Source organism: Staphylococcus haemolyticus (assembly GCF_006094395.1).
In the GTDB taxonomy this organism is placed as follows: Bacteria; Bacillota; Bacilli; order Staphylococcales; family Staphylococcaceae; genus Staphylococcus; species Staphylococcus haemolyticus.
The window spans coordinates 1,598,658-1,614,051 of record NZ_CP035291.1 but is presented as its reverse complement, the minus strand read 5'-3'; the positions used below and the strand labels follow the sequence as shown (position 1 = coordinate 1,614,051).

General features: G+C 33.4%; 12 protein-coding genes. All 12 read left to right on the top strand.

Annotation, left to right across the window (positions count from 1 at the left end):
• The first annotated feature begins 6 nt into the window (after positions 1-6).
• The 12 genes from frr (at position 7) to rbfA (ending at position 15,316) form a co-directional block, all read left to right on the top strand.
• On the top strand, positions 7-561 hold the full coding sequence (frr, locus tag EQ029_RS07740) for a ribosome recycling factor (RefSeq protein WP_011275941.1): 555 nt from the start codon (positions 7-9) through the stop codon (positions 559-561).
• Positions 562-786: 225 nt separating this feature from the next.
• Entirely contained in the window at positions 787-1,557 is a 771-nt protein-coding gene (gene uppS / locus EQ029_RS07735; RefSeq protein ID WP_011275940.1) for an undecaprenyl pyrophosphate synthase, read from the top strand.
• Positions 1,558-1,560: 3 nt separating this feature from the next.
• Positions 1,561-2,343 (top strand): phosphatidate cytidylyltransferase, encoded by a 783-nt coding sequence (locus EQ029_RS07730; protein ID WP_037537321.1) that lies wholly within the window; start codon positions 1,561-1,563, stop codon positions 2,341-2,343.
• A 210-nt stretch (positions 2,344-2,553) separates the two neighbouring features.
• Positions 2,554-3,840 carry an RIP metalloprotease RseP gene (gene rseP, locus EQ029_RS07725; RefSeq protein ID WP_011275938.1) on the top strand — a complete coding sequence of 429 codons (1,287 nt, stop codon included), beginning with the start codon at positions 2,554-2,556 and terminating at the stop codon, positions 3,838-3,840.
• A gap of 18 nt (positions 3,841-3,858) precedes the next feature.
• On the top strand, positions 3,859-5,559 hold the full coding sequence (locus EQ029_RS07720; RefSeq protein ID WP_011275937.1) for a proline--tRNA ligase: 1,701 nt from the start codon (positions 3,859-3,861) through the stop codon (positions 5,557-5,559).
• A 260-nt stretch (positions 5,560-5,819) separates the two neighbouring features.
• Complete coding sequence (locus EQ029_RS07715; RefSeq protein WP_016930687.1) at positions 5,820-10,136, top strand: PolC-type DNA polymerase III; 4,317 nt, start codon at positions 5,820-5,822, stop codon at positions 10,134-10,136.
• Positions 10,137-10,304: 168 nt separating this feature from the next.
• On the top strand, positions 10,305-10,772 hold the full coding sequence (gene rimP / locus EQ029_RS07710) for a ribosome maturation factor RimP (RefSeq protein WP_011275935.1): 468 nt from the start codon (positions 10,305-10,307) through the stop codon (positions 10,770-10,772).
• A 20-nt stretch (positions 10,773-10,792) separates the two neighbouring features.
• The gene (nusA, locus tag EQ029_RS07705; protein WP_011275934.1) at positions 10,793-12,025 is read left to right on the top strand and encodes a transcription termination factor NusA; all 1,233 of its coding nucleotides are present in this window, start codon (positions 10,793-10,795) and stop codon (positions 12,023-12,025) included.
• Between the two features lie 25 nt (positions 12,026-12,050).
• Positions 12,051-12,335 carry an RNase P modulator RnpM gene (rnpM, locus tag EQ029_RS07700; RefSeq protein WP_011275933.1) on the top strand — a complete coding sequence of 95 codons (285 nt, stop codon included), beginning with the start codon at positions 12,051-12,053 and terminating at the stop codon, positions 12,333-12,335.
• Positions 12,332-12,649, top strand: a complete 318-nt coding sequence (locus tag EQ029_RS07695; RefSeq protein WP_011275932.1) for a YlxQ family RNA-binding protein — start codon at positions 12,332-12,334, stop codon at positions 12,647-12,649. Before rnpM ends, EQ029_RS07695 begins: the two co-directional genes overlap by 4 nt.
• Before the next feature lie 4 nt (positions 12,650-12,653).
• Positions 12,654-14,804: a translation initiation factor IF-2 gene (gene infB / locus EQ029_RS07690; protein WP_053017402.1), complete on the top strand. Its 2,151-nt coding sequence runs from the start codon at positions 12,654-12,656 to the stop codon at positions 14,802-14,804.
• Positions 14,805-14,965: 161 nt separating this feature from the next.
• Complete coding sequence (rbfA, locus tag EQ029_RS07685) at positions 14,966-15,316, top strand: 30S ribosome-binding factor RbfA (RefSeq protein WP_011275930.1); 351 nt, start codon at positions 14,966-14,968, stop codon at positions 15,314-15,316.
• The last annotated feature ends 78 nt before the right edge of the window (positions 15,317-15,394 follow it).

The following is a 15,394-nucleotide window of genomic DNA, read 5'->3' as shown; positions in this document are numbered from 1 at the left end:
AACAATATGAGTGACATAATTCAAGACACTAAAGCTAGAATGAGCAAATCTATCGATAATTTATCAAGAGAATTAGCAAATATCAGTGCTGGAAGAGCAAATTCAAATTTATTAAGTGGCGTAACTGTTGACTATTATGGTGCACCAACACCAGTTCAACAATTAGCGAGCATCAATGTGCCTGAAGCACGTTTATTAGTTATTTCTCCTTATGATAAATCTTCAGTAGCTGATATTGAAAAAGCAATTTATGCAGCAAATTTAGGTGTAAATCCTACAAGTGATGGTGAAGTTATTCGTATCACTGTCCCAGCTTTAACAGAAGAACGTCGTAAAGAATTAGTGAAAAACGTTAAGAAAATTGGTGAAGATGCGAAAGTATCTATCCGTAACATCCGTCGTGATATTAATGATCAATTGAAAAAAGATGAAAAAAATGGTGACATTACTGAAGATGATTTAAGAAGTCAAACAGAAGATGTTCAAAAAGCTACAGATAATTCTATTAAAGAAATTGATCAATTAGTAGAGGACAAAGAAAAAGACATTATGTCTGTTTAATTAGTTCGACAATAAATTAATTCATTTAATAATGTGTAAGTATTATTATAAATATACTTTCTACATTACTATAAATTATTTTAGTCTAAACTGTGCCAATTCAGACTTTGGTACAGTTTTTTCATTTGCTTATTCAATGCCATTATCGAGTATGATAAAATGATAGATGATTTCTTAAATAACTAATATAATATAATAGAGATGATCAGGCTCGGAGGAAAGACCATGTTTAAAAAGCTAATAAAAAGAAATAAGACTAAAATCAGTCATAACGATGATTTAGATTTACATAATTTACCTGAACATGTAGCGATTATCATGGACGGAAATGGACGTTGGGCCAAAAAGCGTAAAATGCCTAGAATTAAAGGACATTACGAAGGTATGCAAACCATTAAAACTGTAACGCGAGAAGCAAGTGATTTGGGTATTAAATACTTAACACTATACGCTTTTTCAACTGAAAATTGGTCTAGACCTGAAAATGAAGTTAATTATATCATGAATTTGCCTGTTAATTTTTTAAAAACATTTTTACCCGAACTCATTGAAAAAAATGTTCAAATAGAAACGATTGGATTTCTAGATGCAGTTCCTAAATCGACGATTGAAGCAATAGAACATGCAAAAGAAAAAACAAAAAATAATACAGGTCTGAAATTAATATTTGCCATCAATTATGGTGGACGAGCTGAAATTGTTCAGAGTATGAAATCAATTTATGATGAACTTCAACGCAATGGTCAGGACAGTAAAGATATTGATGAATCAATGATTAACAAGCATTTAATGACACATTCATACCCAGATCCTGAGTTATTAATTCGCACTTCTGGTGAACAACGTATTAGTAATTTCCTTATTTGGCAGTCTTCTTATAGTGAATTTATATTCAATGAGAAATTGTGGCCAGACTTTGACGGTGAAGAATTTAAAAATTGCTTAAAAATATATCAATCTCGCCAAAGACGCTTTGGAGGGTTAAGTAAGGAGTAGCGTATGAAAGTTAGAACTTTAACCGCAATTATAGCATTGTTAATTTTTCTACCCATTCTATTGATGGGTGGTACAACGTTAATGTTGTTTGCGTACTTACTAGCTTTAATTGCATTAAAAGAACTTTTAAATATGAATATGATTAAATTAATTTCAGTCCCTGGTATTTTCAGTGCTTTAGCATTAATAATTATTATGTTACCTCAATCTGCAGGTGACTGGGTTAGTGACATTCAATTAAAAAGTTTAATCGCAATGAGTTTTATTTTACTAAGTTACACTGTACTGTCAAAAAACAGATTTAGTTTTATGGATGCTGCTTTCTGTCTTATGTCAGTTGCATATGTCGGTATTGGATTTATGTATTTCTATGCAACACGTTCAGATGGCTTACATTACATACTTTATGCATTCTTAGTGGTGTGGTTAACAGATACAGGTGCTTATATTTTCGGTCGACTAATGGGTAAACATAAATTATGGCCAGTAATTAGTCCGAATAAAACTATTGAAGGTTTTATTGGCGGATTAATTTGTAGTTTAATTGTGCCAATTGTTATGTTGTTCTTCGTTGATTTCAACTTAAATATTTGGTTACTATTATTAGTAACTATCATCTTGAGTATCTTTGGTCAACTTGGAGATTTAGTTGAATCAGGATTTAAACGTCATTTTGGTGTTAAAGATTCTGGTAGAATTTTACCGGGGCACGGTGGTATATTAGACCGATTTGATAGTTTCATGTTTGTTTTACCATTACTCAACATTTTATTAATACAAATGTAGTGCGATTTTAATGTTTTATTTATATATGAAAAATGTATAGTGCTATAATTGAGGAGTTATTGAGTGCACATTTGACTAGACATAGTAGATGATGTAATTCTTAACTCCTTTTATTAAAAGTAAAATTCTTGAATAATTTAACCAAATCATAGATAATCTACATCGTTCTAATGAAAAAAGTAGAAATTTAATTTAATTGAGGTGTATCATGTGAGCTATTTAATCACTATTGTCTCATTTATGATCGTGTTTGGTGTACTTGTTACGGTACATGAATATGGTCACATGTTCTTTGCTAAGCGTGCTGGAATAATGTGTCCTGAATTCGCGATAGGTATGGGACCAAAAATATTTAGTTTCCGTAAGAACGAAACTTTGTATACCATCCGTTTATTACCTGTAGGTGGTTATGTAAGAATGGCTGGAGACGGTTTAGAAGAGCCACCAGTTGAACCAGGTATGAATGTTAAAGTAAAACTTAATGATAAAGATGAGATTACGCACATAATTTTAGATGATCAGCATAAATTTCAAAAGATAGAAGCAATTGAAGTTAAACAATGTGACTTCAAGGATGATTTGTACATTGAAGGTATTACTTCATATGATAATGAGCGACATCATTTTAATATTGCTGAAAAAGCATATTTTGTTGAGAATGGTAGTTTAATTCAAATCGCTCCGCGACATCGACAATTTGCACATAAGAAACCTTTACCCAAATTTTTAACGTTATTTGCAGGACCATTATTTAACTTTATATTAGCCTTAATATTATTTATCGCATTAGCTTATTTCCAAGGAACACCTACTACCTCAGTGGGGCAATTAGCTGATCACTATCCAGCGCAACAAGCAGGATTAAAATCCGGAGATAAAATCGTTCAAGTAGGTCAATATAAAACAAAGAGTTTTGATGACATTCAGTCTGCAGCAAATAAAATTAAAGATAATAAAACAACTATAAAATTTGAAAGAGATAATCAAACAAAGACAGTGGACATAACTCCTAAAAAGCAAGTTATTAAGCAAACTAAATTAAATTCTGAGACGACGTACATTTTAGGTTTCCAACCAGAGAAAGAACATACTTTAATAAAACCAATTGCGCTAGGATTTGATCAGTTTGTTAGTGCCAGTACATTAATCTTTAAAGCTGTAGGAACAATGATTGCAAGTATATTCACAGGTCAATTCTCATTTGATATGTTAAATGGTCCAGTGGGTATTTATCATAATGTTGACTCTGTAGTTAAGCAGGGTATCATTGCTTTAACATACTACACTGCACTATTAAGTGTTAACTTAGGTATAATGAACTTATTACCAATTCCAGCACTTGATGGTGGTCGAATTTTATTTGTTATCTATGAAGCAATTTTCAGAAGACCAGTTAATAAAAAAGCAGAAACAATTATAATAGCTGCTGGTGCTATTTTTGTCTTAATTATAATGGTTCTAGTAACTTGGAACGATATACAACGTTATTTCTTGTAAAATAAGGAGGATTAAGTGATGAAACAATCGAAAGTTTTCATACCAACTAGGAGAGATGTCCCTGCTGAAGCAGAAGCATTGAGTCACCAATTATTATTAAAAGCAGGATTAATCAAACAAAGTACAAGTGGTATTTATAGCTATTTACCATTAGCATCTCGTGTGTTAAATAATATTTCTAAAATCATCCGTGAAGAAATGGAAAGCATTGATGCCGTTGAAATTTTAATGCCTGCACTTCAACAAGCAGAACTTTGGGAAGAATCAGGTCGTTGGGGTGCATACGGTCCAGAGTTAATGCGCTTAAAAGATCGTAATGGACGTGAATTTGCTTTAGGTCCTACACATGAGGAAGTAGTGACTTCTATCGTTAGAGATGAACTTAAATCATATAAACAATTGCCTTTAACGTTATTCCAAATACAATCTAAATTTCGAGATGAGAAACGTCCACGCTTTGGTTTGTTAAGAGGTAGAGAATTTATTATGAAAGATGCGTATTCATTTCATGCTGATGAAGCATCTTTAGATGAAACATATCAAGATATGTACAATGCTTACGACCGTATATTCAAACGTGTTGGCATCAATGCTCGACCAGTGGTTGCAGACTCAGGTGCAATTGGCGGTAACCACACACACGAATTCATGGCCTTAAGTGAAATTGGTGAAGATACTATCGTATATAGTGAGCATAGTGATTATGCAGCTAATATTGAAAAAGCGGAAGTCGTTTATCATCCAAATGAAAAGCATACAGAAGTAGCAGAACTAGAAAAGGTTGAAACACCTAATGTTAAAACTGCTCAAGAATTAGCTGATTTTTTAAACCGTCCGGTTGATGAAATTGTTAAATCAATGATTTTTAAAATTGATGGAGAATTCATTATGTTCTTAATACGTGGTCATCATGAATTAAATGATGTCAAAGTAAAAGCATTTTTTGAAACAGATAATGTTGAAATGGCTACTCAAGAAGAGATTGTTAACTTATTAGGTGCTAATCCTGGTTCACTGGGACCAGTTCATGATAAAGATATTAGAATTTTTGCAGATAATTATGTCAGAGATTTAAATAATTTAGTCGTTGGTGCTAATGAGGATGGATCCCACTATATTAATGCTAATTTAGATCGAGATTTCAAGGTTGATGAGTTTGGAGATTTCCGCTTTATCTTAGAAGGAGAAACATTAAGCGATGGCTCTGGCGAAGCGAAATTTGCAGAAGGCATTGAAGTAGGTCAAGTATTTAAGTTAGGAACTAAATACTCAGAAGCAATGAACGCAACATTCTTAGATAACCAAGGTAAAGCTAAGCCATTAATCATGGGGTGCTACGGAATAGGCGTTTCAAGAACGCTAAGTGCTATTGTTGAACAAAATAATGATGAAAATGGTATTATTTGGCCTAAATCAGTTACACCATTTGATTTACATCTAATTACTATTAATCCTAAAAAGGATGAACAACTAGAATTAGGTGATCAATTGTATAAAGAATTACAACAACAATATGATGTACTTTATGATGATCGTAAAGATCGAGCTGGCGTTAAATTTAATGATGCAGATTTAATCGGTCTTCCAATAAGAATTGTAGTTGGTAAAAATGCTAGTGAGGGTATCGTTGAAGTTAAAGTACGTCAAACTGGTGAAAGCGAAGAAGTTCATATTAACGATTTAAACACTCATATCGCTACACTTTATAGTAATTTATAATTTGCTAAGACTAAGTTGAATTTGATGAATGTACTTGATTTCACTTGTTCAACATGGATTTTCAATGCATAATGCTAAATGAGGTTAAGACAATTTCATATTTGTCTAAACCTCTTTTTTTACTAAAAATTTTAAAACGAAACATATGAAAAGCACATGGCAAAGTAGTATAATGGATATCAAGTTTGCAGTTAGATCAATAACACGTTGCGTATACATATAATTGAGAAATTAGTTAGATATAAGGGTGGTTATCTGTCATGGCAATGACGAATCAAGAAAAATTCAAAGTACTCGCTGACCAGATTAAAGTTTCCAATCAACTAGATCAAACAATAATTGAAAAAGGTGAATTAACGCGAGTAGATGTGTCAAATAAAAATAGAACGTGGGAATTTCAAATTACATTGCCATATTTTCTATCACATGAAGATTATTTAATATTCACTAATGCGATTACTGAAGAATTTAAAGAAATTGCCAAAGTTGATTGGCATTTTACAATTCAAGATACAAGTAATCAAGATGAGCATGCTATCAAATATTTTGGTCATTGTATAGAACACACTGCACTTTCACCTAAAGTAAAAGGTCAACTTAAACAGAAGCGTTTAATTATGTCTGGTAATGTGTTGAAAGTAATGACCTCTAATGACATCGAAAGAAATCACTTTGACAAAGTATGTAATGGTAGCTTAGTAAAAGCTTTTCGTAAATGTGGTTTTGATATTGATAAAGTTGTTTTTGAAACAGACGACTCAAGTTCTTATGATGATTTAGCTTCATTAGAAGCACATATTCAAGAAGAAGATGAAAAAAGTGCTCGTGAAGCAACTGAAAAAATTGAAAAAATCAAAGCAGAAAAAGCGAAACAACAAGATAACAATGAAAGTAATGTTGATAAGTGTCAAATTGGTAAACCGATACAAATTGATAATATAAAACCAATTGAATCAATCATTGAGGAAGAGTTCAAAGTAGCGATTGAAGGGGTTATATTTGATATTAACCTAAAAGAATTAAAGAGTGGTCGTCATATTGTTGAGTTAAAAGTCACAGACTACACAGATTCTCTTGTACTTAAGATGTTTACAAGAAAAAATAAAGATGATTTAGATCACTTTAAGGCACTAAGTGTAGGTAAATGGGTACGCGCTCAAGGACGTATTGAAGAAGACACGTTTGTAAGAGATTTAGTAATGATGATGACTGATATAGAAGAAATCAAAAAGACACCTAAGCAAGATAAAGCTGAAGAAAAGCGTGTAGAGTTTCATTTACATACATCAATGAGTCAAATGGATGGTATTCCTAATATAAGTGCATATGTTAATCAAGCTGCAAAATGGGGACATAAAGCGATAGCAGTTACAGATCATAATGTCGTTCAAGCCTTTCCTGATGCTCATGGTGCCGCTGAAAAAAATGGTATTAAAATGATTTATGGTATGGAAGGTATGCTCGTAGATGACGGAGTACCTATTGCTTACAAACCAACAGATCGAGATCTTAAAGAAGCAACTTATGTTGTATTTGACGTTGAAACAACTGGACTTTCAAACCAATACGATCAAATTATAGAATTGGCCGCCGTTAAAGTTAAAGACGGGGAAATTATTGATAAATTTGAACGATTTAGTAATCCACACGAAAAATTATCAGAAACAATCATTAATTTAACTCACATTACTGATGATATGTTGACTGATGCACCTGAGATTGAGGAAGTATTGACTGAATTTAAAGAGTGGGTTGGGGATGCTATATTTGTAGCACATAATGCATCATTTGATATGGGCTTTATTGACACTGGCTATGAAAGACTTGGCTTTGGGCCATCAACGAATGGTGTCATTGATACTTTAGAACTATCACGTACGATTAATACTGAATATGGTAAACACGGATTAAACTTTTTAGCGAAAAAGTATGGTGTAGAATTAACTCAACACCATAGAGCTATTTATGATACTGAGGCTACAGCTTATATCTTCATTAAGATGGTTCAGCAAATGAAAGAGTTAGGAGTTACAAATCATAAAGACATTAATCAAAAACTGTCTAATGAAGATGCATATAAACGTGCACGTCCGACACATGTGACATTAATTGTTCAAACACAGGAAGGCTTAAAGAACTTATTTAAAATTGTAAGTGCCTCATTAGTTAAATACTATTATCGAACTCCTAGAATTCCACGTTCATTATTAAATGAATACCGTGAAGGCATACTAGTTGGAACAGCTTGTGATGAAGGTGAATTATTCACTGCTGTAATGCAGAGAGACCAATCGGAAGTTGAAAAAATCGCTAAATATTATGATTTTATTGAAGTACAACCACCTAAACTGTATCAAGATCTTATTGATAGAGAACTCATTAGAGATACTGAAACACTTTATGAAATTTATGAACGTATATTAAAAGCTGGAGAAAGTACAGGTATTCCAGTAATAGCGACAGGAAATGCGCATTATTTATATGAACATGACGCAATTGCTCGTAAAATCTTAATCGCATCTCAACCTGGTAATCCTTTGAATCGCTCAACTTTACCAGAAGCGCATTTTAGAACGACAGATGAGATGTTAGATGAGTTTCACTTTTTAGGCGAAGAAAAAGCACATGAAATAGTTGTTAAAAACACAAATGAATTAGCGGACCGAATTGAAAAAGTTATTCCAATTAAAGATCAATTGTTTACGCCACGTATGGATGGAGCAAATGAAGAAATTCGTGAACTAAGCTACACGAATGCCAAAAAATTATATGGTGAAGATTTACCACAAATCGTAATCGATCGTCTTGAAAAAGAACTAGCAAGTATCATCGGAAATGGTTTCTCGGTTATCTATTTAATTTCACAACGTCTTGTTAAAAAATCTCTAGATGATGGATATTTAGTAGGTTCGCGTGGTTCGGTTGGATCTAGTTTTGTGGCAACAATGACTGAAATAACTGAAGTTAATCCATTGCCACCTCATTACATTTGTCCTAACTGTAAAACGAGTGAATTCTTTGATGATGGGTCTGTAGGTTCAGGGTTTGACTTACCTGATAAACAATGTAGCACTTGTGGTGCTGAACTTATTAAAGAAGGGCAAGACATACCATTTGAAACATTCTTAGGATTTAAGGGAGATAAAGTTCCCGATATTGACTTGAACTTTAGTGGTGAGTACCAACCAAACGCTCATAACTATACTAAAGTGCTTTTCGGGGAAGACAAGGTTTTCCGTGCAGGAACAATAGGTACAGTTGCCGAAAAAACGGCGTTTGGATATGTTAAAGGCTATTTAAATGACCAAGGTATCCATAAACGTGGTGCGGAAATCGATCGTCTGGTTAAAGGATGTACAGGTGTAAAACGTACAACAGGACAACATCCAGGTGGGATTATAGTAGTTCCTGATTACATGGATATTTATGATTTCACCCCGATACAATATCCTGCAGATGATCAAAGCGCTTCTTGGATGACAACGCATTTCGACTTCCATTCCATCCATGATAATGTTTTAAAACTTGATATATTAGGACATGATGATCCTACAATGATTCGTATGTTACAAGATTTATCTGGTATAGATCCTAAGACCATTCCAGTAGATGATAAAGAGACAATGCAAATCTTTAGTAGTCCTGAATCATTAGGTGTAACTGAAGAGGAGATACTTTGTAAGACTGGAACATTCGGTGTACCTGAATTTGGTACAGGATTTGTTCGACAAATGTTAGAAGATACGAAACCAACAACTTTTTCAGAACTTGTACAAATATCAGGACTATCTCATGGTACTGATGTTTGGTTAGGTAATGCACAAGAATTGATTCGTTCAGGTATTTGTGATTTATCAAGCGTTATAGGTTGTCGTGATGATATCATGGTTTATTTAATGTATGCAGGATTAGAACCGTCAATGGCCTTTAAAACAATGGAATCAGTGCGTAAAGGTAAAGGTCTAACTGAAGAAATGATAGACGCTATGAAAGAGAATAATGTACCAGATTGGTATTTAGATTCTTGTCTGAAAATTAAGTACATGTTCCCTAAAGCTCACGCAGCCGCATATGTACTAATGGCAGTGAGAATTGCATATTTCAAAGTACATCATCCGCTTTATTATTATGCATCTTATTTCACAATTCGTGCATCAGACTTTGATTTAATTACTATGATTAAAGACAAAGAAAGCATAAAGAATACAGTCAAAGATATGTATTCAAGATACATGGACCTCGGTAAAAAAGAAAAAGATGTTCTTACTGTCTTAGAAATTATGAATGAAATGGCTCACCGCGGATTCCGTATGCAACCAATCAGTCTAGAGAAAAGTCAGGCATTTGACTTTATTATTGAAGGAGATACTTTAATTCCTCCATTTATTTCTGTACCTGGACTTGGAGAGAATGTTGCTAAACGTATTGTTGAAGCGCGAGAAGATGGTCCATTCCTATCTAAAGAAGATTTAAATAAAAAGGCTGGATTATCTCAAAAAATAATTGAGTATCTTGATGATTTAGGTTCTTTACCTAATCTTCCAGATAAGGCACAATTGTCTATTTTTGATATGTAATTTATATTCCAAGATCAAAAGTATTTTAGTAGTCTCTGTGACGCAAGATATAGACATTTGTTTAAGGAATTAAAGTGTGATATACTTAAGTTGCGTAAAAAATTAGACTCAGGCAGAAAGAGTGGGCATATACCCGCTCTTTTCTATTTGCCGAAAAAGGAGGCCTGTATGAGTAAAATCACTGAGGAAGTAGAAACAATCATAACTCCTATTTTAGACGAATTGAATTTTGAATTAGTTGAAGTTGAATACACTAAAGAGGGGAAAGATCATTTCTTAAGAATCTCTATTGATAAAGAGGGCGGTGTCAATTTAAATGATTGCACACTTGCTTCTGAAAAAATCAGCGAGGCAATGGATGAGAATGATCCAATTCCAGATATGTACTACTTAGACGTAGCATCACCAGGTGCGGAACGTCCAATTAAAAAAGAAAAAGATTATCACAATGCAATTGATAAACCAGTATTTGTATCATTATATGCGCCAATTGAAGGCGATAAAGAGTGGCTTGGAATTTTAAAAGCTGTTGATGATGACACAATCACGATGGAAGTTAAAGAAAAAGCTAAAACAAAACAAATTGAAATACCAAGAAATAAAATTGCAAAAGCACGTCACGCTGTAATGATTTAACGTGATGAGGAGGAATAATTGTGGCAAGTAATGAACTTTTATTAGCAACTGAATATTTAGAAAAAGAAAAGAAAATCCCTAGAGAAGTATTAATCGATGCTATTGAAGCAGCTTTAATAACTGCATATAAAAAGAACTATGATAGTGCTAGAAACGTACGTGTAGAATTAAATATGGATGAAGGTACTTTTAAAGTTATAGCACGTAAAGAAGTTGTAGAAGAAGTATTTGATGACAGAGACGAAGTAGATTTAAGTACAGCATTAGTTAAAAATCCAGCATATGAAGTTGGTGATATCTACGAAGAAGATGTTACACCAAAAGATTTTGGTCGTGTTGGTGCACAAGCTGCTAAACAAGCAGTAATGCAAAGACTAAGAGATGCTGAAAGAGAAATTCTGTATACTGAATTTATTGATAAAGAAGATGATATTTTAACAGGTGTTATCGATAGAGTTGACCATCGTTACGTTTATGTTAACTTAGGTAGAATTGAAGCGGTCTTATCTGAAGCTGAAAGAAGTCCTAACGAAAAATATATTCCTAACGAACGTATTAAAGTCTATGTTAATAAAGTGGAACAGACAACTAAGGGACCACAAATTTACGTTTCTAGAAGTCATCCAGGCTTGTTAAAACGTTTATTTGAGCAAGAAGTTCCTGAAATTTATGATGGAACTGTTATTGTGAAATCAGTAGCACGTGAAGCTGGTGATCGTTCTAAGATTAGTGTTTATTCTGATAATCCAGATATCGATGCGGTAGGCGCATGTGTTGGTGCAAAAGGTGCTCGAGTTGAAGCTGTAGTTGAAGAACTTGGTGGAGAAAAAATCGACATCGTTCAATGGAATGAAGATCCTAAAGTATTTGTACGTAATGCTTTAAGTCCCTCACAAGTATTGGAAGTTATCGTTGACGAAGACAATCAATCTACTGTTGTTGTAGTTCCTGACTATCAATTGTCACTAGCTATTGGTAAGAGAGGTCAAAATGCACGATTAGCTGCAAAATTGACTGGATGGAAAATTGATATTAAATCAGAAACTGATGCTCGTGATGCGGGAATTTATCCTGTGATTGAATCTGAAGAATTAGCTGAAGACATCGTTTTATCAGAATCAGATGATGAAGATATTGAAATTGATGATGTTAATTTAGAGGAATCAAATTTAACTACTGCAGAATTAGCGGCAGATATCGATGAAACTTCTGAAAATAATGAAGAAGCAGACAGTGAAGAAAAAGACGTATAAGCAGATAATTGGGGTGAGTAATTAAGTGAAGAAGAAAAAGATTCCAATGCGTAAATGTATTATTACAAATGAAATGCGTCCCAAAAAAGATATGATTCGCGTTGTTATTAACAAAGAAGGCGACATTTTTGCTGATGGTACTGGCAAACAACAAGGTAGAGGCGCTTATGTTTCAAAAGATGTTCAAAGTGTAGAAGCAGCCCAAGAAAAAGGCGTACTTGAAAGATATTTTAATGCAGATTCTGAGAAGCTAGACCCTGTTTATAAAGAAATTATACGTTTGATATATAGAGAAGAGATTCCTAAATGAGCAAAGAACAAATTTTAAACTTTTTAGGTTTAGCAATGAGAGCCCGTAAAGTAAAGTCTGGCGAGTCTGTATTGCTTACTGAAATCAAGAAAAATAATATAAAGCTTGTTATCATGGCATCTGATGCCTCAGAAAATACTGTAAAGAATATAAAAAATAAATGTGAATCATATCATGTTCCATTTAGAATCTTTAGTACAAGAGCAGAATTAGGACAATCTTTAGGCAAGTCAGAACGTGTAAACATTGGAGTTATAGACTCTGGGTTTGCGACTAAGCTTACGTCGATGATAGATGAATATTGTAAGGAGTGATTATATGAGTAAAAAAAGAATTTACGAATATGCGAAAGAATTAAATGTTAAGAGTAAAGAGATTATAGACGAGTTGAAAAATATGAATGTAGAAGTTTCAAACCATATGCAAGCGTTAGAGGACGATCAAATTAAAACGCTTGATAAAAAGTTTAGACAACAAGAAAGTAACAATAATACAAAACAAAACACTCAAAATAATCACCAAAAACAACAAAACAAAAACAACAATAAAAATAATAACAAACAAAGCAACAAAGGTAACGCGAATCAAAAAGGCAATAATAATAACAAAAATAATGCCAAAAATAATAAAAATAACAAAAACAATAAGAACAATAAAAATAATAAAAACAACAAAGGTAACAAAAATAACAAACCGGCAGCTGAACCAAAAGAAATGCCTTCTAAAATCACATATGAGGAAGGCATTACAGTTGGCGAGTTAGCTGATAAATTAAATATTGAATCATCAGGAATTATTAAAAAATTATTCTTATTAGGCATCGTTGCTAATATTAACCAAGCACTTGATGAAGAAACACTAGAATTGATTGCGGATGATTATGGTGTTGAACTTGAAAAAGAAGTGGTGGTAAATGAAGAAGATTTATCAATTTACTTTGATGAAGAAGAAGCTGATCCAGATGCAATTGAACGCCCAGCGGTAGTTACAATTATGGGACACGTTGACCATGGTAAAACAACATTACTTGATTCAATTCGTCATACTAAAGTTACAGCTGGAGAAGCAGGCGGTATCACGCAACATATTGGTGCTTATCAAATTGAAAATGCTGGTAAAAAAATTACATTCCTTGATACACCTGGACACGCAGCATTTACTACAATGCGTGCACGTGGTGCTCAAGTAACGGACATCACAATTTTAGTAGTCGCAGCTGATGATGGTGTAATGCCACAAACAATTGAGGCAATTAACCATGCAAAAGAGGCTAACGTTCCTACTATAGTAGCTGTAAATAAAATTGATAAACCTACTGCAAACCCAGACCGTGTTATGCAAGAATTAACTGAGTACGGTTTGATCCCTGAAGATTGGGGCGGTGAAACAATTTTTGTTCCACTTTCAGCATTAAGTGGTGAAGGTATTGATGATTTATTAGAAATGATTGGCTTAGTAGCTGAAGTCCAAGAATTAAAAGCTAATCCTGATAAACAAGCTGTAGGTACTGTGATTGAAGCGGAGTTAGATAAATCACGTGGTCCAGCTGCTTCATTATTAGTTCAAAACGGAACATTGAATGTTGGTGACTCAATAGTTGTAGGTAACACATATGGACGAATTAGAGCGATGGTTAATGATTTAGGTCAAAGAATTAAATCAGCAGGCCCTTCTACACCTGTAGAAATTACAGGTATCAATGATGTGCCATTAGCTGGTGATCGCTTCGTTATCTTCAAAGACGAAAAACAAGCACGTCGCATTGGTGAAGCGCGTCATGAAGCAAGCGTTATCCAACAACGTCAAGAAAGTAAAAATGTTTCATTAGACAACTTATTTGAACAAATGAAACAAGGTGAAATGAAAGATCTTAACGTGATTATCAAAGGTGACGTTCAAGGTTCTGTTGAAGCACTTGCAGCTTCTCTTATGAAAATCGATGTAGAAGGCGTTAATGTACGTATTATTCACACTGCTGTTGGGGCTATTAATGAATCAGATGTTACATTAGCTAATGCGTCAAATGGTATTATTATCGGTTTCAATGTGCGTCCAGACGCAGGTGCTAAACGTGCTGCAGAAGCTGAAAACGTTGATATGAGACTACATCGCGTTATTTATAATGTTATTGAAGAAATTGAATCAGCTATGAAAGGTTTACTTGATCCTGAATTCGAAGAACAAGTTATCGGACAAGCTGAAGTACGTCAAACATTCAAAGTGTCTAAAGTTGGCACAATTGCTGGTAGTTATGTTACTGAAGGTAAGATTACTCGTAATGCGGGTGTTCGTATTATTAGAGACGGAATTGTTCTATTTGAAGGTGAATTAGATACATTGAAACGTTTCAAAGATGATGCGAAAGAAGTAGCTCAAGGTTATGAATGTGGTATTACAATTGAAAAATTCAATGATATTAAAGAAGGCGACATTATCGAAGCATTCGAAATGGTTGAAATCGAAAGATAAGACTTAACAATATATGTATAGGTGGACGTGGAGAAACCGTCCACCTTTTTAAATGATAAACTTTACAATATATTACTTCTTTAAGATAATGCGTTTGAATCTAACTTAAATAGTGAATAAAATAACAAAGAAGAGTAACATCAAATATTGAGGTGACATAAATGAATAACATGAGAGCAGAACGCGTAGGCGAACAAATGAAGAAAGAAATTATGGATATCGTTAATAATAAAGTTAAAGATCCTAGAGTAGGGTTTATCACTATTACTGACGTTGACTTAACAAATGACTTATCTCAAGCAAAAGTTTACCTTACAGTCTTAGGTAGCGAAAAAGAAGTTAATGATACGTTTAAAGCTTTAGACAAAGCGAAAGGATTTATTAAATCTGAATTAGGTTCAAGAATGAGATTGCGTATCGTTCCAGAATTATTCTTTGAATATGATGAATCAATTGAGTATGGTAATAAAATCGAGAAAATGATTCAAGATTTGCATAAGCAAGATAGATAATTATTTATTATCTTAATTACAGCAAATTTACTAAATAGTTAAGGGGTAGGACATTGAAATTAGTATAATTTCAGTTCT

Bases quoted from the DNA above. Each gene is read 5' to 3' on its own strand.
- frr (WP_011275941.1), top strand. From the start codon at position 7: ATGAGTGACATAATTCAAGACACTAAAGCTAGAATGAGCAAATCTATC.
- uppS (WP_011275940.1), top strand. From the start codon at position 787: ATGTTTAAAAAGCTAATAAAAAGAAATAAGACTAAAATCAGTCATAAC.
- EQ029_RS07730 (WP_037537321.1), top strand. From the start codon at position 1,561: ATGAAAGTTAGAACTTTAACCGCAATTATAGCATTGTTAATTTTTCTA.
- EQ029_RS07720 (WP_011275937.1), top strand. From the start codon at position 3,859: ATGAAACAATCGAAAGTTTTCATACCAACTAGGAGAGATGTCCCTGCT.
- EQ029_RS07715 (WP_016930687.1), top strand. From the start codon at position 5,820: ATGGCAATGACGAATCAAGAAAAATTCAAAGTACTCGCTGACCAGATT.
- rimP (WP_011275935.1), top strand. From the start codon at position 10,305: ATGAGTAAAATCACTGAGGAAGTAGAAACAATCATAACTCCTATTTTA.
- EQ029_RS07695 (WP_011275932.1), top strand. From the start codon at position 12,332: ATGAGCAAAGAACAAATTTTAAACTTTTTAGGTTTAGCAATGAGAGCC.
- infB (WP_053017402.1), top strand. From the start codon at position 12,654: ATGAGTAAAAAAAGAATTTACGAATATGCGAAAGAATTAAATGTTAAG.
- rbfA (WP_011275930.1), top strand. From the start codon at position 14,966: ATGAATAACATGAGAGCAGAACGCGTAGGCGAACAAATGAAGAAAGAA.